The sequence below is a fragment of the Elusimicrobiota bacterium genome (assembly GCA_016788905.1).
GTDB lineage: Bacteria > Elusimicrobiota > Elusimicrobia > FEN-1173 > FEN-1173 > JADKHR01.
Genome location: JAEURZ010000002.1, coordinates 89,000 through 110,308 on the forward strand (window position 1 = coordinate 89,000; position 21,309 = coordinate 110,308).

A 21,309-nucleotide genomic window follows, 5' to 3' on the forward strand; every position below is an offset into this window, starting at 1 on the left:
TCTTAACGACCCAACAGGGACAGGATGGACGTGGGCGATTGATTTGCCTGCGCCAACATCGCGGTCGCGGATTGGATCAACACCTGATACTTTGTGAAGCTCGCCATTTCGCTGGCCATGTCAACGTCTCGAACGCGGGACTCAGACGCCGTCACGTTTTCCAGGGCCACGTTGAGCGAGTTGATTTTCGTTTCCAACGTGTATTTCTGGATGGCGCCGAGTTGGGCGCGCGCGGTGGAGAGGTCACTGATGGCTTCATCAATGATCGCGAGGGCGGTGGTCGGATCCGTGGTCAGGTTGGAGCTGGCACCCGTAAGGATGGCGTTCAACCCGGAGGAACCTCCCGCGGTCGTTCCGAGAGCCGCGGCACGAACGTCCTGAATGGTCGCGCTCACGGTATCGCCCGCGGTCGAACCCACCTGGAATGTTAATGATCCCTGGCTAACCGAGACGGCGTTGGTGAAGGTCGCTGCCGTCACCCCTCCCTTGAAGGTGAGGGCCATCCCTGCATAGGAGGTCCCCGTGTTCGCGGTCAAGGTCAACCCGGAGCCTGTCGCGGCTTCCCCATTGATCGTTCCAGCAGAGTTGAGGCCCGTAGCGGCGTTAAACCCCGCGGCGCGAAGAAGGCCACTGGCGTCGTTTACGCTGACGGAATATGAAGCCCCATACTGGTTGTGGCGGATGTCGATATTGTTCCCGTTCGCCACAGCCGTCAGGTCCAGGCCATTGGCTGTGAAACCAGCTTGCAACTCCGCGATGGTGGCAGCCTGGGTGGCCGTGTCTGTGAGGGAGATGGTGTAGCCATTCACAATCACGTTCCCTGCCCCAGCTGTTCCGCTCGAAACGTCCACCGATCCTGCGCTGGTCGCTCGAGTGGCCGCGGTCGAGAGAATGGTCGTCACCAGGTTCGTCCCTGCAGGAGCGGTGGTTCCCGCTGTGGCAGCGGAGAGGGCCGTGGAGTTGACCACTGTCGCGGTGTTGCCCAACGATCCGTTCAAGAGATTTTTTCCGCCAAAGTATGTGTTGTTGGCGATCTTGTTCAGAGCGCTGACGGCTTCATCCACTTGGTTCTGGTCAGCCGCGATGGAGACAGAATCGTTCACACCGGTGTTTTTGGCGTGCAGGACCAAGGCGCGGATTTGGTTAAGAACGGAATGCATTTCTTGCATGTTTCCTTCCGCGGTCTGGATCATGGATGCGGCGTCCTGGGTGTTCGCCACGGCTTGTTTCAAACCCGTGATCTGCGCCCGGAACTGTTCAGACAGCACCAATCCGGCGGGATCGTCACCGGCTTTGTTGATCCGGTAACCGCTGGAAAGTTTTTCTAAGCTGGAACTGAACATGGATTCGTTTTTGGTAAGTTGCCGCCACGAGTTGAGGGCGGCGATGTTGTTCGCTATTCGTGCCATGGTGTTTCCTCCTTGAGTTCGAAACCCAGGACTCCTTTCCTGAGTTGGGGCGGATCGCATTTTCTGTCCGTCCCCGCGGGGGCCCGAAGACCCTCCGAGTCCATTATCGGCGGGAGGAAAAAGAACTTAAGCAGAGGGGAGGACCTACAACAGTTTTGGGAAGGAGGGACGTTTCTCTTGGGGGGAAGACGATGGAAAAAACAAGGCGACAAAACGATCTGAACCTTGTTTATTGGGGAGAATTCGAACCGGAATCATTCCCACCGCTTCGGGCCGGGATAAACCCGGCAGGGTTTCCCCCCGAACACATTGGGCCAGGGCCAGGTAAACTTCCTCAATCGGTGGCAACACAAGCCCGCGACCCTCTAAACACGCCCAAAGGGCTTTATCCAAGCGGGGGAGAGACTTCCCCACCCAGGCCTCCAGGGAGGGACTGGCGTAAACCACTTCCCAGGACGACCCTAAAAGCATCCAGGGCCAAGGAAGACGGGCAGAAACAGACTCCAGCGATTCGAGGAAGTGAGGGTCCCCACCCCGCATATCCACAACGAGTTCACCTTGATCCCCCACACCCACACGGGCCGAACCGGCGTTTAAACGTTCCCTTTTGAACAGGGCATTCCGGCGAACGAGGAGACGATGGAACGCCCGTTGGAACGAAGCGGCCACCAACGCGTCATCCAGGGGGGCGCTCAAACATTCGGTGGGAGCCGATTGGAGTATTTCCCGAGCCACGGTCTCGGCCGGACCGGATTCCGTCATTAACAAGATCACCTCAAACCCCGCCCGCAGGGGTCTCGTTTCCATCACGTGTCGAAGGGATTCCCGATCATGGGCATGGACCTCCCACACCAAGAGATCCAAGTCCCCCCGTTCGAGGGAAACCCGCCATTCCTCGGTGGTCTCGGGAGCCTGGGTATCACAACCGTTGGCGTGCAACGCACGTTCCAGCACATGGCGGCTGGCGGGCGAATCCACCTTTAAGAGGGCCCGGGGGCGAACGTCGTTACTCAACCCACGACGTTTTTCTTGAATTTGGGTAATCACCTGCACCACTTGTTGGAGATTCAACGGTTTCTTCAGACAGGCAAAAGCTCCCAAACGTAAGAGATCCTGCTCCGCCGCTTCGGTCGAGAAACCTGTCAAAACGACCACGGCCGTTTGGGGAGATTTTTCTTTGATGGCTAATAAAACCCCTGTCCCATCCACCTGGGGCATTTGGAGGTCGGTAATAACAATCCCTGGGCGTTCCCGAGCAAAAATGTCCAAGCCTTCCCGCCCATCGGAAGCCGACAGAGACTGAAACCCAAGTCGTTCCACCACACGACACGCGGTACTCCGAAACGGTTCGAAATCGTCAATGATGAGAATCTTTTCCATGGACCCCTCCTCTTCCCTTATTGGCGATTCTATCCGCCCCTAAAATGAAATCATCCTCTTTCACGATCAACTTTACACGTTTTTTTCAAAAGGACACAATGACCTCCTGGATTGGGAATTGCCAACGCAAGAGAGCTCGCCTGGTCCACCCTCACAGTCGTCGATAGAAACAAGTCCACCCGCTTTCAGTTTTGGATTAATGATTCTGATAAAACGGTCGATAAAGGATTAGGACTAACTTATGCCACCAGAGCCCCTGAAACCCGCAACTTCCCCCCTAGGAGACACCGCCACCGGGGTGACCCTTATGGAATTGGACGATTTCCCGGGTTGGAGAGAGGTCCGTTCCTACATGGAACAACCGCTCGAACAAAACACGGATGGGACTGAAAAGGGAAAATGACCATGCGGGCCTTGGTGGTTGATGACGAAGAAGATGTGCGGCGGTTACTGGGGTTAATGCTGAGTCGGCTGGGATGTGAAATTCGTGAGGCGGCTGACGGCCAGGAAGCCTTGGCTATTCTTCACGAACCGTGTCCCATGGACGTCATCCTCTTGGACTGGCGCATGCCGGTTCTGGACGGACCGGGGTTTCTAAAAACAGTCCAAAAAGAGTCGTCCTTGAAATCCATCCCCGTCATGATGTTGACAGGGCTGAACGAAATGAAAGACGTGGCCAATGCGCTTCAGTTGGGGGCCAAAGAATATTTAATGAAACCCATCACCCAAAGGACCCTCCGTGAAAAATTAGAGGTTTTGGGGTTTGATTTTTAAGGAGTCAGGACACCATGCCATCCGCCGTTCAGGAAACGAACTCGGAACAAGTCACCTATCTCGCCAACATGGCTCGTCGTCTGGCGGGGTTTGAACTGGAAAAAGAACGAAGCCTCATTTCCGACCCCCGTGTCTTGGACCTGCTCGTTCGAGAAAAAGCCGGGAGCGTGGAGGAGTTGGTGGCCCGCCTAATGCGTTTGCCGGAAGGGCCGCTCCACCACGCCGTGGTGGAATCCCTTGCGGTTTCCGACACCTCTTTTTTTCGGGACACCCCCGTCTTCGAATTTATTGAAAAAATCATTCTCCCGGACCTCATAAAAAACCGATCCCACACCCATCAACTTACCTTATGGAGCGCCGGTTGTTCAACGGGCCAGGAAAGCTACAGCCTCGCCATGTCCACCACGGAGGCCCTGGAGTCCTCCCAGGAATGGACCTGGCAAGTTCTCGGGACCGATCTTTCAACCCGAAACATCCGAGTGGCCGAATCCGGATCCTATTCCCAATTCGACATCAATTGCGGCCTTCCGGCACGCCGGTTGGTCACCTATTTTGAAAAACGTGAAAATCATTGGTGTGTTCAGGATAAAATAAAGAATCGGATTCAATTCAAAAAAATGAACTTGGTCACATCGGAAAACGAATTCCCCCAGGTGGACTTGATTCTGTTCCGAAACGTTTTGCGGTATTTTGATTCTTCCCACCAAACCACCGTTCTAAAAAGATTACACGCCGCCCTTCGACCCGACGGCTATCTGGTCATGGGTCAGGATGAAACCGCCAGCAAGGAATCCGGTTTCGAACCCATCCATTCCGGAAAATTCACCGTTTTCCGCCCCCTCCAATAAAATCAGTTTCTTCTCTCCAATAGTCCTTGTCCATTAATGACTTTAAACGCACACCAACCACCTGGCATGCAAATTGCTAATCGAATATGAGAAACCATGATCTCTCGACACGTTGTCATCGTTCTGCTGGTTCTTGCGGGCCCTCTGCTTCTCTTTGAGGCCTATGGAATCCATCGACTTCAACAACCCGCCCCTCCCTCCCCCGACAAAGCCTTGGACATGGTATGTGAGCAACTTCTTCAATCGGCTCAGGCCAAGGGGCTCCACAGGTCCGCCCGGGAAATTGAAACCGTGAGCGGCCCGGAAAAAGATTTATATTTTGAATCCCTTCCCCCTTTCTTAAACGCGCGCCTCGTGAACGGTTTCAAACAATTCCTCTTTTCGGATGAAATGCAAAAAGGGACGGTCCAGGAGATCAGTCGGCTCATGAAACGGCGGGAATGGACTGGGGACGCCCAGTCGATGAATCCGACAGTCCCCGATGTTGTGTTGTTCGCGGAATGGGGTTATTTTTCCTCAGAAGAAGTGAGGTTGACCCTCCGGGCCGTTCGATTGGCCCTCAGCGGAGAGGGTGTTCAAGCCTCCGTTCGTTTCGTACACCCCCGTGTGATCCAGCGCCAGAACGAACAGAAGGACCATCTCCGCCTCGCGCTCTACGGATCAGCCGCTTTTCAGGTCGCCGTCATCCTGATCTCCGTTCTGTATTTATCAAAAACACAGCCCGCTGGAGGTTCTCGCCATGGCACCCCACTCTGAACGAAAATCAGCCTCCCCAACCCTCCGGCCACGGGCCGAAAAGCGTGGAACCACCCATGCCCCCCGCAACTTGAAATCTGAATTCGCAGGGGAAGGCCCCTCCCTCGGGTCTCCTGAGTTGGGACATGTTTTCCCTCTGGAAGACCCCACACGCAATTTGGAAGACGTGGGTCGAGGCGTGGCCCATAAATTAAGAAGTGGGTTGTGTGCTTTGAAAGGGGGGCTCCAAATGAGCCTTCAACAAATGGGTCCTGGCCCCACTCGGGAAATGCTGACCTTGGCCGAACGCGGGGCACGACATATTACAGAGATCGTTTCGGATTTGGTCTTGTTAACCCAACGGCCCGCTTTCCATCCGCGACCTGTGGATCTGAACCTTCTTCTCAGTCAATTTCTGAATGGGCTTCGTCTTCATCCCGAATGGGACGGGGTTACCGTGATGAGACGTTTAGACGGTGCCCTTCCACTCATCTGGGCAGATCCCGATCTATTGGACAAAGTTTTCGACGCTATCGCCAAAAATGCGGCCGAAGCTATGGTTCCCCGTGAGTCCGCCTTGTCAGACGAATCCATTCCGCCCTCTCAGGATCAAACCCACCGCCCACGACACCTCAAAGTTGAAACCTCCAGAGAATCCTCGAACGTGGTGGTTCGGATCATCGACACCGGGATAGGCCTCGCCGCCGACATGGTGCCCTTGGCCTTCCAACCCTATTTCACAACAAAAAGTGGGCGCCGGGGGATGGGCCTTCCCCTGGCCCGTTGGTTGGTCCACGCCCATGGAGGTTCTCTGTCCCTCCAAAGCCGGCCGGAAACCGGGACCACCGTGACCTTTCGGTTTCCCGATACTCCTCCTTTCGACCAGGAACGATTTTCGTCCCTTTAACCCGCTCAACTGAGGATTCCAGGTCAACCATGCGCTCTATCGGCCACCAGGTTTTGGTCGTTGGTCTCCTTCTCCTTGTCCCCCATTTTTTGGCGGGGGGAGGGAAAAAACCTTTTCAGGAAAACCCCCGCGAATTTTACTTGGGAGAAGGTTGGGCGGAACTGGAGCCCGACGCGGGCACGGCTCGGGAACAGGCCAAAACCCGGGCCTTGGGAGATCTGGCACGAAACGTTCGGGTCGCCGTCAGGAGCACGATCCTGGATGTCTTGGGCCAAAACGCAGGCCGTCCCCAGGAATCGCTTGAATCGCGCATTGACACCTACGCCAACATCCCTCCCACCCAACTGGATCGAGAAGAGTTTCAGCTCCACCATCCACGGAGAGGGCAAGTCCGTTGCCGAGTGGCGGTCCGACGCGCACGCTACGATGGGGACGTGCACCGGGATTTGATGGCGAAGAAAAACAGAGCCCTGGCCGAGGCCCAGCGGGCCCATTCTGCCCTGGAAGAAGGCCGATTGGCTGAAGCCCTACACGCGTTCGCCCTTCTTCAATCGCGCGCCGAAACCGATTTCCCGGGACTCCCTCTGGAAGGAGTCGTTGATCAAAATGGAAAAATTGTTGATGTGCTGGCCTGGGCCCGAGACCATCGAGACAAGATCCTGGGATCCCTCCGGTTAGAATGTTCATCCGACCCTTTTATTTATGACCGAAACGGGCGGTATGCCGGCCCCGTCACCGCCCAATTGATCTGGACCGGAACCGGTCCCGTCCATTTGGAGGGGATTCCTCTTCGCTCCCGCTGGAAGCATCGCCCTCAACAGGCACTCCTAGCGGTGGAATCGGATGAAAACGGGGTTGGTCGCTTTCACCCAGTCGTTGATTTATTTGTGGCCCACTCCACCTTGGAAATTGAGGTTGAAGGCCATGACGGCCCCCCTTCCCCTGCCTGTCAAAGTCTTTTCCATCAGCGGCGGGAAGTCATCTTGAACGTCCAATCCAATCGAAACGAAGTCCAAAGCGCCTTCACCGATTTCGTGGAAGACCAGCTCAGGCGGTTGCCCTGGGACGTTCGGACGGAATCCAGCGGAGGTTCCCCTCCCCCGGGAGAGGAATCGTTGATCGCGATCGAAATCCAGACCACCCTTACCCGTCACCCCGACGGTGAAATCCACCGGTCTGTTTTAAACAGTCGTGTTCAAATTTTTTCGGGACCGAAAGGAAAATGGGTTTTTCGTGGAGAGGGGCCTTCCGCTGAAGGGTATGGGGCAACCCCCACGGACGCTGTCAAGAAAGCGTTGCATGCCCTTATGGGCAATTGGTCGGACTGGATGGACAACCAGGTCAAAGGACTCCCTTGACCTTAATACCGCATGGCCCCCACTTGAAGATCCCCGCGGAGGGCGAAAGCGTGCTCTTCCGCGGGGATGATGGAAACCCGCCTCACCGGGGGAGTGTGACCCCCGGTGAGCATAGTTAGATGCCCCTCGTTAAGTTGGGCCAGTTGTGCCGAAAGGGAGGCGACCCGTTGCCTCAATTCTTTACAATGGAGCGCGCGCATCCGTTCCCGGGAACAGGAAGGGCCCCGCAACCACGCCCTGGCAGCACTTTCCTCCGCAGCTCGGCGGGCCGAATCCAGCGCCGCCAGGGGTCGGGCCAAATCCACCGAACGAAACCCACCGCTTGTCCCCCGCTCCACCGCTTCCTCGGCCGCTCGGGCCACGGCGCGCTTCAAAAATTTTATCTCATTGACCAAACACTGTTCCAACGCGGCAAATGGCTCGATCATCTTATCCCCCTTCCTGCTCAATCTCATTATCGGCATCCCGTGAATTCCCTTAACCCGCATCTTGGCACAGAGATTGCATTGAAGTAAGGTGGAGGATCCCATGCTAAGAGGAATTTACGCCAACGCCCAAGCAATGTCCGCCCTGATGGCCAAACAGGACGTTCAATCCAACAATTTGGCGAATGTCAATTCCACCGGGTTTAAGAAAGACCGGGTGAATTTCGAAGAATTTCAAGAGGTTTTGCGGGGCCAACAGGTGTCTTCACCCATTGCACGGACATCGTATGACCCCGGACCCGGAACCCTGATTCGCACCGACAACGCGCTTGACTTCGCGCTTCAGGGGGACGGATTTTTCTCCATGGAGACCACGGACGGGGTCCGTTACAGCCGTAACGGGTCTTTCCAATGGGACCAAAAGGGTCGTCTCACGGACAGCACCGGCCGAGTGGTTTTGGGCACGGGCGGACCTATTCAAAAAAGGGCCGAGGGTGGGGCCCTGACTGTTGACATAAGCGGAAAGATGACCATGGGCGGGGAACCCATCGGCCAACTCCGTGTGGCGACCTTTTCAAAAGAATCGGTACTGCGAAAAACGGGTGGAGGTCTCATGGAACTCACCCGGGGCGAGGCGAAGGCCGGAGACGGCCGCGTTTCCCAAGGATTTTTGGAAGCGTCATCGGTCAACTCGGTTCAGGAAATGGCTGAGATGATTAACACCCTCCGGCTTTTCGAGGCGAACCAGCGGTCCCTTCGTGCCCAAGACGAAGCCCTGGGACGTGCCATCCAAGAGCTGGGACGGTAATCGGGAGGAACACCCATGATACGAGCCCTCTGGACCGCCGCGTCAGGAATGTCGGCCCAACAATTGAACGTGGACACGATTTCCAACAACCTGGCGAACGTCAACACCACCGGTTTTAAACGTCAACGAGTGGACTACCAGGACCTTTTTTATCAAACCCTGCGGGAACCCGGAACCGAAGAGGGATCACCCAACGGATTGGAGGTGGGAACGGGAACCTACCCCGTTTCCACTCAAAAAATATTTACCGGCGGGGCCCTCCAGGTCACGGAAACCCCCCTGGATATGGCGATTGAAGGGGACGGGTTTTTCCAAGTGGCCTTGACGGACGGGAGCATCGGGTATACTCGGTCCGGCACCTTTCGACTGGACAGTGACGGACGAATTGTCACCGCGGACGGGTATGCCCTGCAACCGGAGATAACGGTCCCTTCAGGCACCCAAGAAATCGTTGTCAATCCCTCCGGGACAGTGTCGGTTCGAGGATCAGGCGGCGGAGCCCCCACCGAAATTGGCACCATTGAGCTGGCCTCCTTTTCCAACCCCGCCGGGTTACGAAGCCTGGGCCACAGTCTTTACGCGGAGAGTCCCGCCGCGGGATCTCCGGTCACGGGTCAAGGGGGTCTCGATGGAATGGGTCAAGTTCGACAGGGCATGCTGGAACAATCCAACGTCAGCGTAGTGGACGAAATGGTTGGCATGATCACCGCCCAACGAGCCTACGAACTGAGCGCCAAAGCCATCCAAACGGCGGATGATATGATTCGGATTTCCAACAACCTCCGCGGATGAAACGATCTTTCTGGAACGCGTTGATCGTCCCCTGTGGGTTTCTGGCGGCCTTCCCGTTGAACGCCTGGGAAACCACCGCTTACTCGAAAAAAGATGTTCCCGCCTCTCACGATCAAGAAGACCTGGCTGTCCGGAGAGGGCAACAGATCTTGCTCGTGGCCCTCGCCGATGGGATCCGGCTTTCCGCCCCGGGGCGCGCCCTAAAAAACGGTCAAACCGGAGACATCATCCCGGTCCTCAACACCGCCACGCGAAAACCGTTGAAAGGAATTGTCCGGGACGGGTGGGTGGAAATTCAAGCTTTTGGGGAATCGAATCCATGAGATTTTTTTGGGGGGGTGTCCTCTTGCTCAGCACCATGGCGTGCACAAAAACGGTCGTTGTTCAGGCCCCCCCCCCGGCGGAACCGCCCCTCATGATGCTCTTTTCCGACCCCCGCGCATCCCGCGTGGGGGACCTCGTAACGGTACAAATTGTGGAGAATTCGAAAGGGTCGCGGCGTGTGAGTTCCATGGCCGAAAAAGAAACTGATCTTTCGGCCGATGTCAAAACATCCAACACCGGGCGGGCGTCCAAAAATAGTTTAGGATTGAAGGTGACCAACGACACGAAAGCGGAAACCGGTTTAGAGCGCCGGGGAAGTTTGGTGGCCGCGGTCACGGCGCGGGTAACGGAAGTCATGCCGGACGGAAATTTACGCATCGAAGCGGAACAGGAAATCCTCCTGGAAGGGGGGCTGCAAACCATCCGATTGAAAGGGATTTTACGCCCGGCGGACATTGGGCCTGGGAACACGGTCCTTTCCACCCGGTTGGCGTCCGCCCGAATTGAATACAAGTCCAGGAAAGAACCGGGCCTTCATCGGCAAGGTCTTCTCTCCTGGATTTTTGGATGGGTGTTTTGAACCGCCTCTCAGAGAAAACACGTCGGTGGGGAACCCTCGCCGTTTTTCTGTTGCATTCCGTGAGCGGAGTGGGAACCGCCTGGGCCGATATGAGGGTCAAGGATTTGGCTCGGGTGGGGGGCTGGCGGGAAATGGAGTTGGTGGGCTACGGTCTGGTGACCGGCCTTCGCGGATCCGGTGACAAAGCGGGGTCGAATCCCTCCGCCCAATCCATGGCCAATTTATTAAACCGCTTGGGTTTATCCCTTTCCCCCCAGGAAATTGCCTCAAACAACGTGGCGGCGGTCATCGTCACCGCCCGAGCTTCCGCTTTTTCTCGACCTGGATCCAGTTTAGACGCCCGGGTTTCTTCCGTTGGAAACGCCACCAGCCTGGAGAATGGGACCCTCCTTCTGACCCCCCTCCGAGGAGCCAACGGCGAAATCTACGCCACCGCGCAGGGAGCCCTGGCCTCCGATCCTGAATCGGGGGGAAGGAAAGGGAAATCCAACGCCGTCCAAAACACCACCGTGGTGGTCCCCGGAGGTGTCCTAATGGAAAAAGTATTGCCTGTCCCCAACGGAATGAACGAAGGAAAATTGAGCGTGGCACTGCACACCCCCGATTATGTCACCGCCGAACGAACCGCCCAAGCCCTTCGGGAAGCCTTTAAAATCTCCTGCCGGGCCCTGGACGCCGCGCTGATCGAGATTGACATTCCCCCTGATTTCAAAAACGACCCTGTGGGGTTTGCCGCCCGAGCCGAAATGGTTCGCGTGGGGGCCGACGAACGGCCCCGGGTGGTGGTGAACGAACAGACCGGGACCGTGGTGTCCGGTCGGGAAGTGAAACTTTCCGCCGTCACCATCTCCCACGCTGGTTTGAAAATCGAGGTGGGCCGTGCTTCCTCCGCGGGAGGAACAGAAGGGGACGTGCCCACCCTGGTGGGGCTCTTGAACCGCGTGGGGGCTCGACCCAAAGACATTGTCACTATTTTCAAAATGATCAAACGGCTCGGCGCCCTGAAAGCCGATTTGGTGCTCATGTGAACACGTCCATTCTCTCGACTTTTCAGAATTCCCCCCCTCCTGGGGCGGGGGTTAAAAAAGACTCCCTCCGGGATGCCTGCCGGGATTTCGAGGCCCTTTTTTTGCATACTCTTCTCCGGGAAGGACGCGGGAACTCCTCCGTTGCCATCTCGGGTGACAAAAGTCACGCGTTGGCCATGGTCCAAGACTTCCAGGACGAGGCCATCGGTCGTGAAATGTCCCGGGCTGGAGGCGTAGGATTGGGCCAAATGCTTTACCGGGAACTGGCCAAAACCGCTCAAGATTCCTCCCCAAGTGCCGATAACTTAAGCGAGAGGAGGGTCTCCCCATGATAAATCCCATAGGAATCAATGGGTCGAATGAACCTGTTCGACCTGGAGGGCCAGAGGAATCATCGGCGGCCAAAAAAACGGCCCCCGTGGAAGGAATCCAGAAAATCAAGGAAGTGGAACCCAATAAAGGGGACAAGGTCGAGATTTCCGCCTTAGCTCGGGACGTCCAAAACATCCGGGCGAACTTAGGCGCCAAGGAAGCCGACCGCGTCGCCCACGTGGAAGCCCTGCGCAGCAAGATCGCGGAAGGGACCTACGCGGTGGACACCACGTCATTGGCTCAGAAAATGTTCTTCAACGGGTTCAAGGGGAAGGGATGACGCCAAGCGCTTCCCCTGTTTCTTTGCCTCGGTTGGTGGCCTCCCTGGACACGATCGTCACTCTGTGTGACGATCTTTGTTCCGTTTTGGAACGAGAGCGGGAGGCCCTCACCGAAGGCAAAGACGACGCGCTGGCGCTGGCCCTCGGTGAAAAGCGAGATCGCCTGCGCCGAATCGCAACAGCGGAATCGGAACATCGAAAAGTTTCTGCGGAAATCTCCAACGAACTGGGGTTGGGTCGGGTGGATTCTTCGCTCGCGGACCTGGCCTGTCGAATGGAGGGCACAGCCCGGGACCAATTGGTTCAAGCGAAAGACAACCTTTTTAAAGTCATGAAGGAAATTGGGGCTCTCAATCAGGGCAACGCGCGCCTCATTCGGCGGGCCCAGCATTACAACCGACACCTCTTTGGAATTTTAACCGGGCCCGGAGCGGACACCTACGGTCCGGATGGGGCCCGACGAACAGGCGCCCCACCCGTCATTCAAAAAAGGGCGTGAACTGTGTCTCTCCTCGCTAGTTTTGACCTCAGCACACGGGCCCTCCGGGCTTTTCAAGTCGCGATTCAAACCATTTCTCACAACATTTCCAACGTGAACACCCCCGGCTATTCCCGCCAACGGGTGATCTATTCCACGGAAATTTCAGATTTTGACGGACGATTTTATACCGGGCGAGGGGTTCAGGTTGAAAATGTGGAACGACTGCGGAGTGAATTTTTGGAGGGACAATTTCGTCGGGAATTTGGGGGAAAGGGAGAAGCCGATGCCCTGGTGGAATCCTATCAGTTAGCCGAAGATCTCCTTTCCGAACCCGGGGACAGGGGCCTGTATTCCAAGATGACGCGCTTTCGTGACGCCTGGGCCAGCCTGGCGAACAATCCCGGAGACCCAGGTCTCCGAGCAGTCCTACGGGTGGAAGGCCAGACCCTCATGGAATCCTTTAACAGCACCCGCCAAGGCTTCAACAATCTCCGCATCCAAACGGACGGGGAAATTCGGAGTCTGGTGCCCAAAATCAACATGGCCGCTGAGGAACTTTTTGCGCTCAACACCAAGATCGAAACCGCCACCCTTTTGGGCCAAAGACCCAACGACGCCCTCGACCGACGGGACAAATTGCTCACGGATCTCTCCGAATTGGTCCCGCTTCAAATTATTCACCGCAACAATGGATCCGTCTCGGTTTACCTGGGGGGAGCCCCTCTGGTGGAGGCCACCGGCCCCGGTTCGCTGACCGTGGTTCAGAAACCCGGGGACCTCCTGGGTTTGGGGGAAATTCGGTGGGCGACTTTTGACGAACCCCTCGTGGTGGGCAACGGGCGACTGAAAGGTCTTCTGGAGGCGCGCGATTCGATTTACCCCAGAATGATGAACGAGTTGGACTCATTGGCTACCGCTTTGGTCACCCAGGTGAACGCCATCCACCGGACAGGGGTGGGTTTAGACGGGTCGGTTGCCATCCAGGGGTCCACCCGATTCAATGGAACACTGACCTCCAACGCCACGGTCTCCCTGAATGGAGTAGACGTTACCTTTACCGCTGGGGACGACATCGCCACCGTGGCGGGAAAATTCAATCTTTCGGAAGGGGCGACCGGGGTCCGGGCCACGGTTGTGGGGCAACGGTTAACCCTGTCCCCCGCCGCCCTCAACCCCCAAACGGTCCAGGTAACGGGAGATCCCAACGGCCTGTTAAAAACGCTGGGAATCGTAAACGATTTTTTTAAAGGAAACCCCGGCGCGTGGGCCCTCTCCGACGCTGTGGCTGAAAGCACCGACGCCATCGCCACGTCCGTTTCCGGCGCTCCGGGGGACAACACGATCGCTCGGTCCTTGGCGGACTTATGGAATCAACGTTTGATGGGAGGGGGGACGCGCTCCTTTGAAGAGTTCCACCAAGGGTTTCTGGCCGATGTCGGAAGTCAATCCGAAGCCGCCAGCCGTACCAGCGAAAGCCAAGGCTTTATCCTCCAACAGGTGGAGAACCTCCGGGACTCGACATCCGGCGTTTCCACGGAAGAAGAACTCGCCAATTTGATTCGTTTTCAACGATCCTATGAAATGGCAGCACGGGCGGTTCGTACCGCGGACGAAATGTTCCTGACTCTCATCAATATGATTCAGCGGTAACAGCGAAGGAGGAACCCCATGCGAATCACCGATAAAATCATCCAGCGCGGCATGGTTGACGACATCCATCGGCAATTGGACAGCATGAATCGTCTGCAACGACAGATTTCATCAGGCCAAAAAGTCCACAACCTATCCGACGATCCCGCTCGGGCCGCGCGTTCCGTAGGGCTGAACGCCGCGCACACCGCTCTTGTTCAACACCGAAAAACCGCGGAAGATGGGGTGACCTGGATGAGCGCGACACTCGGGTCCTTGGCCACCGCCCGCGAATCCATACAAACGGCACGAGTGATGGCAATTCAGGGAGCCAATGACACGTTGTCCTTGGAATCTCGGCAGGTGCTGGCGTTGAGTGTGCAAGGGATTGCCTCTCAGCTGTTGGAAACGGCCAACACCAAATGGAACGGAGCGTCCCTCTTCGCTGGCAACAAGACCACGACGCCGGCGTTCACGAGCGCCGCGGTCTACCAGGGCGACACGGGGACAATGGTTCGGGACATTTCCCCGGGGGAAACTTCGGTGGTGAACCTCACCGGAAAACAGGTTTTTGTGGATGGCGAAAACGCCTTCCAGGTTCTGACCGACCTCCAAACCGCCCTCACGAACAATGACTCGAACGCCATCAACGCTTTGCTCCCTCGGTTGGACAACGCCCTAAATCAAATGCTTAAACTGGAAGCCACGTTGGGCGCGGAAGTCCAACGTGTGGAAACAACGACCCGACGACTGGACGACCTAGAGGTCAATCTTATGAAACGTATTTCCAACAACGACGACACCGATATGCCGCAGGCCCTGGTGGATCTCCAAAACGCCAACACCCTTTATGAGGCGGCGCTGAAAGCCTCGGCGTCTCTTTTCAAATCAAGTCTTTTGGATTACCTCCGATGACACCCTCTCCCCATACGCCAACCGCGACGGAGAGAACGGTTCAGACCACCCGGTTCGGAACGCTCACGATCGATGAAGAACTTGCGCTTTCTTTCCCAGAGGGTTTGGTGGGGTTTCCCGGACCTCATTTGTTCGCGCTGGTACCCCACAGCAAAGAAAGTCCCTTTCTCTGGCTGCAAGACCTTGAGGACGGGTCCTTGGCCTTTCCCGTAACGGCGTTGGATTTACCCGACACCGCCGCCCCCACACTTCTCACAACAGAGGAACGCACCCAACTCGGATTGGAACCAGGGGAAAACCCTCGCCTCTTGGGCGTGGTCTCCGTTTCCAAAGGGGAAATCCATTTGAACCGTCTCGGTCCGATCGCGGTCAACATCCAGAAACGGATCGGGCGGCAACTGGTCTTGGACCTTCCCCTCCCGCCCTCCGAATTCCTCTCCCCGGGTGGCTGATCCCCATGCTTTTACTCACGCGACGATTGGAGGAAAGTGTCCTTATTGGCGGCACCATAGTCGTCAAAGTTCTTTCCATCGCACGCGGCCAGGTGACCTTGGGGATATCCGCCCCCACCACCGTGCCTGTGCATCGGCAGGAAGTTCACGACGCGATTAAAGCCCTCAACCGTCATGCCGCCAACGCGTTCCCTTCCGATTTGGATAAAGCGACTCACGCGATTCCCACCACCGTTCCCCCCAAAAAATAGGGATCCCTTTCTTAGACACATTGCGACCAACCCCCTAAAATGGTTTATTCTCAACGGGGAGGAACACGATGGATGGGATTCCCATGAACCTTCTCCCCACAACCCATGACTGATTCGAAGACCAACGGTTTGTCCCCTGATCCTTTTAAATCCGACCTTCCCCTCCGGTCGTTGACCGCCGACGTGGCCCATGAAATTTCGAACCAGTTGGGGTGTCTCGTTCTGCTCCCCGACCTTATCCTAGGCCATCTCCCTCCCGAGAGTCCCCTCGCCAACGATCTCCGGCAGATTCGCCGAGCCGCTCACCGCATTGACGAGCTATCGACCCATTTGTCCCTCCTTTCCTTGGACCGGGACGAACGGGCCACTCTTAATTTGAATTTACCGGTTCACCAAGCCACCGAAACCGAGGGATGGACCGCTCTTCTGAGGGATCACCCGGAGACAACGGTTCAGACAACTTTGGAGGAAATTCTTCCTCCCATTTCGGGGTCAGCGGATTGGATACTCGTCATTGCGGGAAACCTTCTCCGAAACGCTCTTGATGCCCACCCGCAAGGGGCCATCGCCGTTAGCACGTTCCCCAAAACGTTGAATGAAGATTTCGATGGCTGGGAACGTATCCCCCTGGGTTCCTACGCCGTTCTCTCGGTCACCGACCGGGGTCCCGTTTTGACTCCCGTTCACCGATTAAAGCTTTTTGAACCCTATTACGCCTCCAACACCCTGGGACGCCGGTCAATGTCCGGGTTGGGGATGGCCGTCGTCCGTCAACTGGCCCGACGGCAAGGGGCCTATCTGGATGTTCGTTCAGAAGGACAGGGGACCACCATCGACCTCTACTTCCCGGCCAGCGTCATGGCCGGAAAACCGCAATCCACCCCTCCCTTGCGAGACAAAGTCCTTGTGGTGGATGACCGGGAAGAACAACGCAACGTGATCTCACGCATTTTAAAGGGGCAGGGATACGCTGTCGCTTCCTTGGCTGGAGGAACCGAGGCGATAACCCATCTGGAAGAACACGGCGGGGACCTGATCATTCTCGACATCTCCTTGCGTCGGGACCGGGAAGGGTTGGATCTCCACGCCCAGATCCGGTCCCGATGGCCCGCCAAAAAGATTCTTCTGATCAGCGGTCACCCGCGCGAAGCGTATGCGGATGTTTTGGGGCGCGTCGGGGATTGTCCTTTCTTAAAGAAACCTTTCCGAGCGGAAGAACTGTTGGTTGCGGCAGGCAATCTTCTCCCACCCCCCAACCCCGTTCGGATTTCCCTCCCCACATGACCGACGGACCCAATGCAACCCCTCGCGGCCGGGTTGAACCCCGACCCGGATTGCGCGCCCTTCAACAACTTGTTCCCCGGCTGAAAATCGCGCGAGTCCTCTCGATGCCGGAAGACAGTTTTGGTCAATTGGTTCTTTCGGTGGAGAGGGATCCTCTTTTTCGTAAATTTTTTCACACCGACAATCCCCAACACAAACTCTTTTCCTACCAACGCTACCCACGGAGTGGTCTCACGTCGGGTTTCCTCGAACTTCGCGATGAGGTCTCGCCGTCTTCAGGAGAAGCGGATATTGAATCCTTGCTGGAAGAGAAGCGGGATCTCATCGATCTTTGCCACCGGATTGGACGTTCCAATTTCGAGACCTATTTCCTTTACGCGGACCGAACCGGGTCCCCTGAAACCATCGCCCGCGCCTGTGGACTGACCCCGGAGGAGTCCAGACGCCTGTTGGACCTCACCACCCAAATTGGAATTCGTGCTGAATTTTACACCGCCCCGTCCTCCACCCCCGAGAATTTCAACACGTTCTCTCGCATCGCCCACATCGACCGAGACGGAGAAGGTTTTTCCATTCGCTACACGTCTCTTCGGTACGGACGAGGGCGGTATGCGATTCAATACGAAAAGTTGGAATCCCTCAAAAAAGATCCTTCCCTTACCCCGGCAGAAAAACGCGCCCTAAGGAAACTCATTCAATCCATGGAACTGGTGAACGCCCGCCGCTCCACCATGAACCAAATTTTAGAAGCCGTGATGGACCATCAGCGGTCTTTTTTAGTGTCGGGAAAGGAAGAAGACTTAAAGGATTTTACCCAAGACCGCCTGGCGGCAAAACTGGGGGTTCACCCCAGCACCGTCTGCCGGGCCGTGGCGTCTAAAGCGGTCCTGGCTCCCTGGAACCAGGAACTCCCGCTTCGGGATTTTCTGGGACGCGGGTCATTGCATGGAACACTGGCGGAACTTGTTCGACTCATTGAGCGGGAGGAGGCTCTTTTCCGCTCGGGGGAGATCCCACTTCCCTTTCGGGACTCGGAATTGGCCGGCCAACTGAAATCAGGGAGAAAAGTTTCGATCGCTGTTCGTACGGTCTCCAAATACCGCTCACTGGCCGGCATCCCGAACGTTTACACGCGCGCTCAAAATTACCGACAACCTCCGCCAACCCCTCAGGCGGTTTCAAACCACTAAAGAGATCCCATTGGTTGGGGTGGGGTTATTTTGGAAAGGAGCGTGACGAGGGTGGCTTTGCGGACAGGTTTCGTGAGGTGCCCATCGCAACCCGCCTCCAAACTACGGGCCTCGTCCTCCTTTAAAGCATTGGCACTCAGAGCGTAGATGGGGGTACGGGAAATCCCTTTTTCTTTTTCCCAGGCACGGATGGCCCGGGTGGCGGCGTAACCATCCCACACGGGCATTTGCACATCCATCAAAACAATATCAAAAGGTCCCGTCCCCGGTTCGGTTCTGGACGTCCCCGACGCTTCTTTGAAAGATTCGAAGGCTTCTTTGCCATTTTCCGCCGACTTCCATTTGTGGGGAAAATCGCGAAAGAGCGCCAAAATAAGAAATCGGTTGTCCTCGGAATCATCCACCAGCAAAACCCGTAAAGGAGTCGCCACCGTTAGATTTTTTTTATCGGTCGCCACCACTGCAGTCGGGCGGGGGCCGGCTCCAACCAATTCATGGACCACTTCCAAAATTTCGTGGCGTTTTAGGGGTTTGTTAATGCTCCGCGTGACACCCAACTCCCGTGCCCGCGCGGCATCCCCTTCTCGGGGATCAGAGGTGAGGATGGAGAGGGGGATGGTTTTTCCCTTGGGGTTCTGACGAATGACTTCCGCAACGTCGAGTCCCCCTTTCGGCGGCATCCGGCCATCCAGGAGAACCACATCAAAGGTTTCGCCCCGGGCCCAGGCGGATTCCAGAATCGAAAGAGCCTGGTCTCCATCCGACGCTTCCGCTAAGAGAGCTCCGGTGGGGGCCAGATAGTCCCTCAAAATCAAGCGGTTCGCGGGATTGTCGTCCGCCAAAAGTAGCCGGCGACCCGCAAACGAGGGGACGTCCGATTCCCGTCGGGTCGCCAGGAGCGGTTCGGGCGTCCCCATGGGCAGGCGCACGCGGAACGAAAAAGTACTCCCTTTTCCCGAAGCGCTTTCCACCTGTACTTTTCCCCCCATCATTTCCACCAATCTCTTTGAGATCGCCAATCCCAATCCCGTCCCCCCGTATTTACGCGTTGTGGAAGAGTCCACCTGGGTAAACGTTCCAAACAGAGTCACCAGTTTTTCTTTCGGAATTCCAATCCCAGAATCACGCACCGTAAACAAAATAGATTCCCCATCCGCGGCGGACGGGTCAGCCCCTACAGTGACAACCACCTCGCCCTTCTCTGTAAATTTAACCGCGTTCCCCACCAGGTTTACGAGAACCTGCCGCAGTCGGGTGGGATCCCCCTTTCGGAGGGTGGGGAGGTCCCCCGCCACATGACACGCAAGTTCGAGCCCTTTTCCAAAGGCACGGAGCGCCATCATTTCCCCAACCCGGTCCACCATTTCACGCACGTCGAAATCGATGGTTTCCAAGTCCAATCGCCCAGCTTCCACTTTAGACAGATCCAGGATATCATTGATCAGATCCAATAAATTTTCGCCCGCGCGGGTCAAAATTTTTACGTATTTGCGCTGTTCGGGATCTAACGTGGTTTCACCCAAGAGTTCCGACATCCCGATAATGGAATTCATGGGCGTTCGGATTTCGTGACTCATGGTGGCGAGAAAGGTGCTTTTCGCTAAATTGGCCGCGTCCGCCTGTTCCTTGGCGCGGGAAAGTTCATCCGCTTGAGATTTGAGCCGAGCGGTTTGTTCATGCACCTGACCCCGAGATGCCTCCAATTCGTGCACATACCGTGTGAGCGAATCCTCAGCCTCTTTATGGCTGGTGATGTCCGCGATCACCCCCACCAACCGGACCGGGGCGCCTGCTGAAGTCGGTGGCGCCATTCCAGTGAGTCGAAACCATCGGTAGGAACCGTCCCGGGCCTGGAACCGACATTCCATTCGGAGCGGCCAGCCGGAGTCCACATGTTTTTTGATGGCTTTCTCGCCCTCTTCTCGATCCAACGGATGGAACCGTGTCATAAACTCACCGTAGGGTTCTTGCCCTTCCTTCGCGGGATACCCCAAGAGTTCCCGAAACCGGGCCGAGGTGGTGACAACGCCACTGGGAATATCCCAATCCCACAACCCGTCGTTGGAACCCGCCATGGCCAATCGAAGTTTTTGTTGAACGGCGTTCAAGCGCGCGGCAATCCGACGCGCCAGAGCCATCACGCGCGCGCGCCCCGATGTCGCAAACCGAACCACGAAAAACAAAAAGAGACTGAACGCCGTTCCTCCCAGCAAAAGCCAAAGCGGGGACCGCAGCGCTCCCTTGGAGATGAGGTTCCATCCCGTGGATACGTCAAGGACCCAGATCCGTCCCCCCATATGAACCATACGTTCCGCGGTTCCAAAAGAAGCCCAGGATCCCTGGGAAGAAAAGTTCTCGGATTGGAAAATCGGATGGTATTCCCCCGCCTCCCCGATTTCACGGAACCGCGCTCGCGCCTCATCTTTCGAAAGAAGGCTTTTCCTCGCCATGGATTGGACATCCAAAAGCGTGAACACGTATCGTCGGGTCCGGGCCGACCCCGGGAATTCCGCTACCAAAAGAGCTCGAGGCGAAGAAGCGAGGGATGGAGGGAGGACGGGGCTAAGAACAGAATGTTTTCCCGCCGTCGTGCGTTCGATCGTTGTCTTAAAACTCCGTGCTTCAAACCAACGGGTTGGAACTTTCTCGCCCTCCTGGGACCAAAGAACGTCCAGGCGCGGTTTCCCACCATTGGTCGACAAGGAAAGGATCCCCGTGGCCACCCAACCGGCTCCTTTATTTAATCCCAACGCTTCCACAAATCCTTTCAGTTGTTTCTCCTCGCGAATAGGGCCTTGCTGCACAAACACACGTAACGCTTCCACCCCCTGTGCTTGAAGGGCCAAGGCCGCTTGAAGGGCGCTTTCGGCGCTCTGAGCCGTCCGTTCACAACGGGCGCGCTCTTGGGATTGACTTTCCCAAAGGGTCACCCCGGACACCCAAAGCGTAATTCCAAAACTCACCGCAAAGATCCCCCCGGCCAGGGGCCAGCGGCGGACTAAGGATGTGGGGTCAAAGATCGCGCCCCACCAATACCGTGTTAGGGGATTTTTTTTAGGTCGAAAAGATGGAATTCCCTGTGGCAT

At 56.5% G+C, this 21,309-nt stretch carries 24 protein-coding genes; 20 read left to right on the plus strand and 4 right to left on the minus strand.

The annotated features are described in order from the left end of the window. Positions 1 to 2: 2 nt before the first annotated feature. Positions 3 to 1,409, minus strand: a complete 1,407-nt coding sequence (locus tag JNK54_01200) for a hypothetical protein (GenBank protein ID MBL8022887.1) — start codon at positions 1,407 to 1,409, stop codon at positions 3 to 5. A 144-nt stretch (positions 1,410 to 1,553) separates the two neighbouring features. Continuing rightward, complete coding sequence (locus JNK54_01205; GenBank protein ID MBL8022888.1) at positions 1,554 to 2,789, minus strand: response regulator; 1,236 nt, start codon at positions 2,787 to 2,789, stop codon at positions 1,554 to 1,556. A gap of 241 nt (positions 2,790 to 3,030) precedes the next feature. On the opposite strand from JNK54_01205, the gene JNK54_01210 reads away from it, so the two are divergent. The 6 genes from JNK54_01210 (at position 3,031) to JNK54_01235 (ending at position 7,411) form a co-directional block, all read left to right on the plus strand. Continuing rightward, positions 3,031 to 3,192 carry a hypothetical protein gene (locus JNK54_01210; protein ID MBL8022889.1) on the plus strand — a complete coding sequence of 54 codons (162 nt, stop codon included), beginning with the start codon at positions 3,031 to 3,033 and terminating at the stop codon, positions 3,190 to 3,192. Further along, the gene (locus JNK54_01215) at positions 3,189 to 3,563 is read left to right on the plus strand and encodes a response regulator (GenBank protein ID MBL8022890.1); all 375 of its coding nucleotides are present in this window, start codon (positions 3,189 to 3,191) and stop codon (positions 3,561 to 3,563) included. Before JNK54_01210 ends, JNK54_01215 begins: the two co-directional genes overlap by 4 nt. Before the next feature lie 14 nt (positions 3,564 to 3,577). After that, complete coding sequence (locus tag JNK54_01220; protein ID MBL8022891.1) at positions 3,578 to 4,411, plus strand: protein-glutamate O-methyltransferase CheR; 834 nt, start codon at positions 3,578 to 3,580, stop codon at positions 4,409 to 4,411. Between the two features lie 96 nt (positions 4,412 to 4,507). After that, a complete protein-coding gene (locus JNK54_01225; GenBank protein ID MBL8022892.1) occupies positions 4,508 to 5,167 on the plus strand; it encodes a hypothetical protein in 660 nt (219 codons plus the stop codon). After that, positions 5,151 to 6,053, plus strand: a complete 903-nt coding sequence (locus JNK54_01230; protein ID MBL8022893.1) for a hypothetical protein — start codon at positions 5,151 to 5,153, stop codon at positions 6,051 to 6,053. Before JNK54_01225 ends, JNK54_01230 begins: the two co-directional genes overlap by 17 nt. 29 nt (positions 6,054 to 6,082) lie before the next feature. Further along, positions 6,083 to 7,411 (plus strand): hypothetical protein, encoded by a 1,329-nt coding sequence (locus tag JNK54_01235; GenBank protein ID MBL8022894.1) that lies wholly within the window; start codon positions 6,083 to 6,085, stop codon positions 7,409 to 7,411. Between the two features lie 2 nt (positions 7,412 to 7,413). Here JNK54_01235 and JNK54_01240 read toward each other — a convergent pair whose 3' ends face one another. Continuing rightward, complete coding sequence (locus JNK54_01240) at positions 7,414 to 7,839, minus strand: hypothetical protein (GenBank protein ID MBL8022895.1); 426 nt, start codon at positions 7,837 to 7,839, stop codon at positions 7,414 to 7,416. Between the two features lie 100 nt (positions 7,840 to 7,939). Between JNK54_01240 and JNK54_01245 the strand changes: the two genes are divergently transcribed. The 14 genes from JNK54_01245 to JNK54_01310 all read left to right on the plus strand — a co-directional run bounded on the left by JNK54_01245 (position 7,940) and on the right by JNK54_01310 (position 18,223). Beyond that, positions 7,940 to 8,644: a flagellar hook-basal body protein gene (locus JNK54_01245; GenBank protein MBL8022896.1), complete on the plus strand. Its 705-nt coding sequence runs from the start codon at positions 7,940 to 7,942 to the stop codon at positions 8,642 to 8,644. 15 nt (positions 8,645 to 8,659) lie between these two features. Further along, the gene (flgG, locus tag JNK54_01250; protein MBL8022897.1) at positions 8,660 to 9,436 is read left to right on the plus strand and encodes a flagellar basal-body rod protein FlgG; all 777 of its coding nucleotides are present in this window, start codon (positions 8,660 to 8,662) and stop codon (positions 9,434 to 9,436) included. Beyond that, complete coding sequence (locus tag JNK54_01255) at positions 9,433 to 9,759, plus strand: flagella basal body P-ring formation protein FlgA (GenBank protein MBL8022898.1); 327 nt, start codon at positions 9,433 to 9,435, stop codon at positions 9,757 to 9,759. The genes flgG and JNK54_01255 overlap by 4 nt, the downstream gene beginning before the upstream one ends. Next, the gene (locus tag JNK54_01260; protein ID MBL8022899.1) at positions 9,756 to 10,340 is read left to right on the plus strand and encodes a flagellar basal body L-ring protein FlgH; all 585 of its coding nucleotides are present in this window, start codon (positions 9,756 to 9,758) and stop codon (positions 10,338 to 10,340) included. The genes JNK54_01255 and JNK54_01260 overlap by 4 nt, the downstream gene beginning before the upstream one ends. Further along, on the plus strand, positions 10,337 to 11,368 hold the full coding sequence (locus JNK54_01265; GenBank protein MBL8022900.1) for a flagellar basal body P-ring protein FlgI: 1,032 nt from the start codon (positions 10,337 to 10,339) through the stop codon (positions 11,366 to 11,368). The genes JNK54_01260 and JNK54_01265 overlap by 4 nt, the downstream gene beginning before the upstream one ends. Further along, on the plus strand, positions 11,365 to 11,700 hold the full coding sequence (locus tag JNK54_01270) for a rod-binding protein (protein ID MBL8022901.1): 336 nt from the start codon (positions 11,365 to 11,367) through the stop codon (positions 11,698 to 11,700). Before JNK54_01265 ends, JNK54_01270 begins: the two co-directional genes overlap by 4 nt. Then, positions 11,697 to 12,020 carry a flagellar biosynthesis anti-sigma factor FlgM gene (flgM, locus tag JNK54_01275; protein MBL8022902.1) on the plus strand — a complete coding sequence of 108 codons (324 nt, stop codon included), beginning with the start codon at positions 11,697 to 11,699 and terminating at the stop codon, positions 12,018 to 12,020. Before JNK54_01270 ends, flgM begins: the two co-directional genes overlap by 4 nt. Continuing rightward, positions 12,017 to 12,520 (plus strand): flagellar protein FlgN, encoded by a 504-nt coding sequence (locus JNK54_01280; GenBank protein MBL8022903.1) that lies wholly within the window; start codon positions 12,017 to 12,019, stop codon positions 12,518 to 12,520. The genes flgM and JNK54_01280 overlap by 4 nt, the downstream gene beginning before the upstream one ends. 3 nt (positions 12,521 to 12,523) lie before the next feature. Then, a complete protein-coding gene (gene flgK, locus JNK54_01285; protein ID MBL8022904.1) occupies positions 12,524 to 14,152 on the plus strand; it encodes a flagellar hook-associated protein FlgK in 1,629 nt (542 codons plus the stop codon). A gap of 18 nt (positions 14,153 to 14,170) precedes the next feature. Continuing rightward, the gene (flgL, locus tag JNK54_01290; protein MBL8022905.1) at positions 14,171 to 15,046 is read left to right on the plus strand and encodes a flagellar hook-associated protein FlgL; all 876 of its coding nucleotides are present in this window, start codon (positions 14,171 to 14,173) and stop codon (positions 15,044 to 15,046) included. Next, entirely contained in the window at positions 15,043 to 15,498 is a 456-nt protein-coding gene (gene fliW / locus JNK54_01295) for a flagellar assembly protein FliW (GenBank protein MBL8022906.1), read from the plus strand. The genes flgL and fliW overlap by 4 nt, the downstream gene beginning before the upstream one ends. A gap of 5 nt (positions 15,499 to 15,503) precedes the next feature. Continuing rightward, on the plus strand, positions 15,504 to 15,749 hold the full coding sequence (locus tag JNK54_01300) for a carbon storage regulator (GenBank protein ID MBL8022907.1): 246 nt from the start codon (positions 15,504 to 15,506) through the stop codon (positions 15,747 to 15,749). Positions 15,750 to 15,854: 105 nt separating this feature from the next. Further along, entirely contained in the window at positions 15,855 to 17,033 is a 1,179-nt protein-coding gene (locus tag JNK54_01305) for a response regulator (GenBank protein MBL8022908.1), read from the plus strand. Beyond that, positions 17,030 to 18,223: a hypothetical protein gene (locus JNK54_01310; protein MBL8022909.1), complete on the plus strand. Its 1,194-nt coding sequence runs from the start codon at positions 17,030 to 17,032 to the stop codon at positions 18,221 to 18,223. Before JNK54_01305 ends, JNK54_01310 begins: the two co-directional genes overlap by 4 nt. On the opposite strand, the gene JNK54_01315 is transcribed toward JNK54_01310, so the two are convergent. After that, complete coding sequence (locus tag JNK54_01315) at positions 18,220 to 21,309, minus strand: response regulator (protein ID MBL8022910.1); 3,090 nt, start codon at positions 21,307 to 21,309, stop codon at positions 18,220 to 18,222. The genes JNK54_01310 and JNK54_01315 overlap by 4 nt on opposite strands.

Excerpts from the sequence above, each read along its gene's own strand:
- JNK54_01200 (MBL8022887.1), bottom strand. The coding sequence starts at position 1,409 with ATGGCACGAATAGCGAACAACATCGCCGCCCTCAACTCGTGGCGGCAA.
- JNK54_01205 (MBL8022888.1), bottom strand. The coding sequence starts at position 2,789 with ATGGAAAAGATTCTCATCATTGACGATTTCGAACCGTTTCGGAGTACC.
- JNK54_01210 (MBL8022889.1), top strand. The coding sequence starts at position 3,031 with ATGCCACCAGAGCCCCTGAAACCCGCAACTTCCCCCCTAGGAGACACC.
- JNK54_01215 (MBL8022890.1), top strand. The coding sequence starts at position 3,189 with ATGACCATGCGGGCCTTGGTGGTTGATGACGAAGAAGATGTGCGGCGG.
- JNK54_01220 (MBL8022891.1), top strand. The coding sequence starts at position 3,578 with ATGCCATCCGCCGTTCAGGAAACGAACTCGGAACAAGTCACCTATCTC.
- JNK54_01225 (MBL8022892.1), top strand. The coding sequence starts at position 4,508 with ATGATCTCTCGACACGTTGTCATCGTTCTGCTGGTTCTTGCGGGCCCT.
- JNK54_01230 (MBL8022893.1), top strand. The coding sequence starts at position 5,151 with ATGGCACCCCACTCTGAACGAAAATCAGCCTCCCCAACCCTCCGGCCA.
- JNK54_01235 (MBL8022894.1), top strand. The coding sequence starts at position 6,083 with ATGCGCTCTATCGGCCACCAGGTTTTGGTCGTTGGTCTCCTTCTCCTT.
- JNK54_01240 (MBL8022895.1), bottom strand. The coding sequence starts at position 7,839 with ATGATCGAGCCATTTGCCGCGTTGGAACAGTGTTTGGTCAATGAGATA.
- JNK54_01245 (MBL8022896.1), top strand. The coding sequence starts at position 7,940 with ATGCTAAGAGGAATTTACGCCAACGCCCAAGCAATGTCCGCCCTGATG.
- flgG (MBL8022897.1), top strand. The coding sequence starts at position 8,660 with ATGATACGAGCCCTCTGGACCGCCGCGTCAGGAATGTCGGCCCAACAA.
- JNK54_01255 (MBL8022898.1), top strand. The coding sequence starts at position 9,433 with ATGAAACGATCTTTCTGGAACGCGTTGATCGTCCCCTGTGGGTTTCTG.
- JNK54_01260 (MBL8022899.1), top strand. The coding sequence starts at position 9,756 with ATGAGATTTTTTTGGGGGGGTGTCCTCTTGCTCAGCACCATGGCGTGC.
- flgM (MBL8022902.1), top strand. The coding sequence starts at position 11,697 with ATGATAAATCCCATAGGAATCAATGGGTCGAATGAACCTGTTCGACCT.
- JNK54_01280 (MBL8022903.1), top strand. The coding sequence starts at position 12,017 with ATGACGCCAAGCGCTTCCCCTGTTTCTTTGCCTCGGTTGGTGGCCTCC.
- flgL (MBL8022905.1), top strand. The coding sequence starts at position 14,171 with ATGCGAATCACCGATAAAATCATCCAGCGCGGCATGGTTGACGACATC.
- fliW (MBL8022906.1), top strand. The coding sequence starts at position 15,043 with ATGACACCCTCTCCCCATACGCCAACCGCGACGGAGAGAACGGTTCAG.
- JNK54_01300 (MBL8022907.1), top strand. The coding sequence starts at position 15,504 with ATGCTTTTACTCACGCGACGATTGGAGGAAAGTGTCCTTATTGGCGGC.
- JNK54_01305 (MBL8022908.1), top strand. The coding sequence starts at position 15,855 with ATGACTGATTCGAAGACCAACGGTTTGTCCCCTGATCCTTTTAAATCC.
- JNK54_01310 (MBL8022909.1), top strand. The coding sequence starts at position 17,030 with ATGACCGACGGACCCAATGCAACCCCTCGCGGCCGGGTTGAACCCCGA.
- JNK54_01315 (MBL8022910.1), bottom strand. The coding sequence starts at position 21,309 with ATGCCACAGGGAATTCCATCTTTTCGACCTAAAAAAAATCCCCTAACA.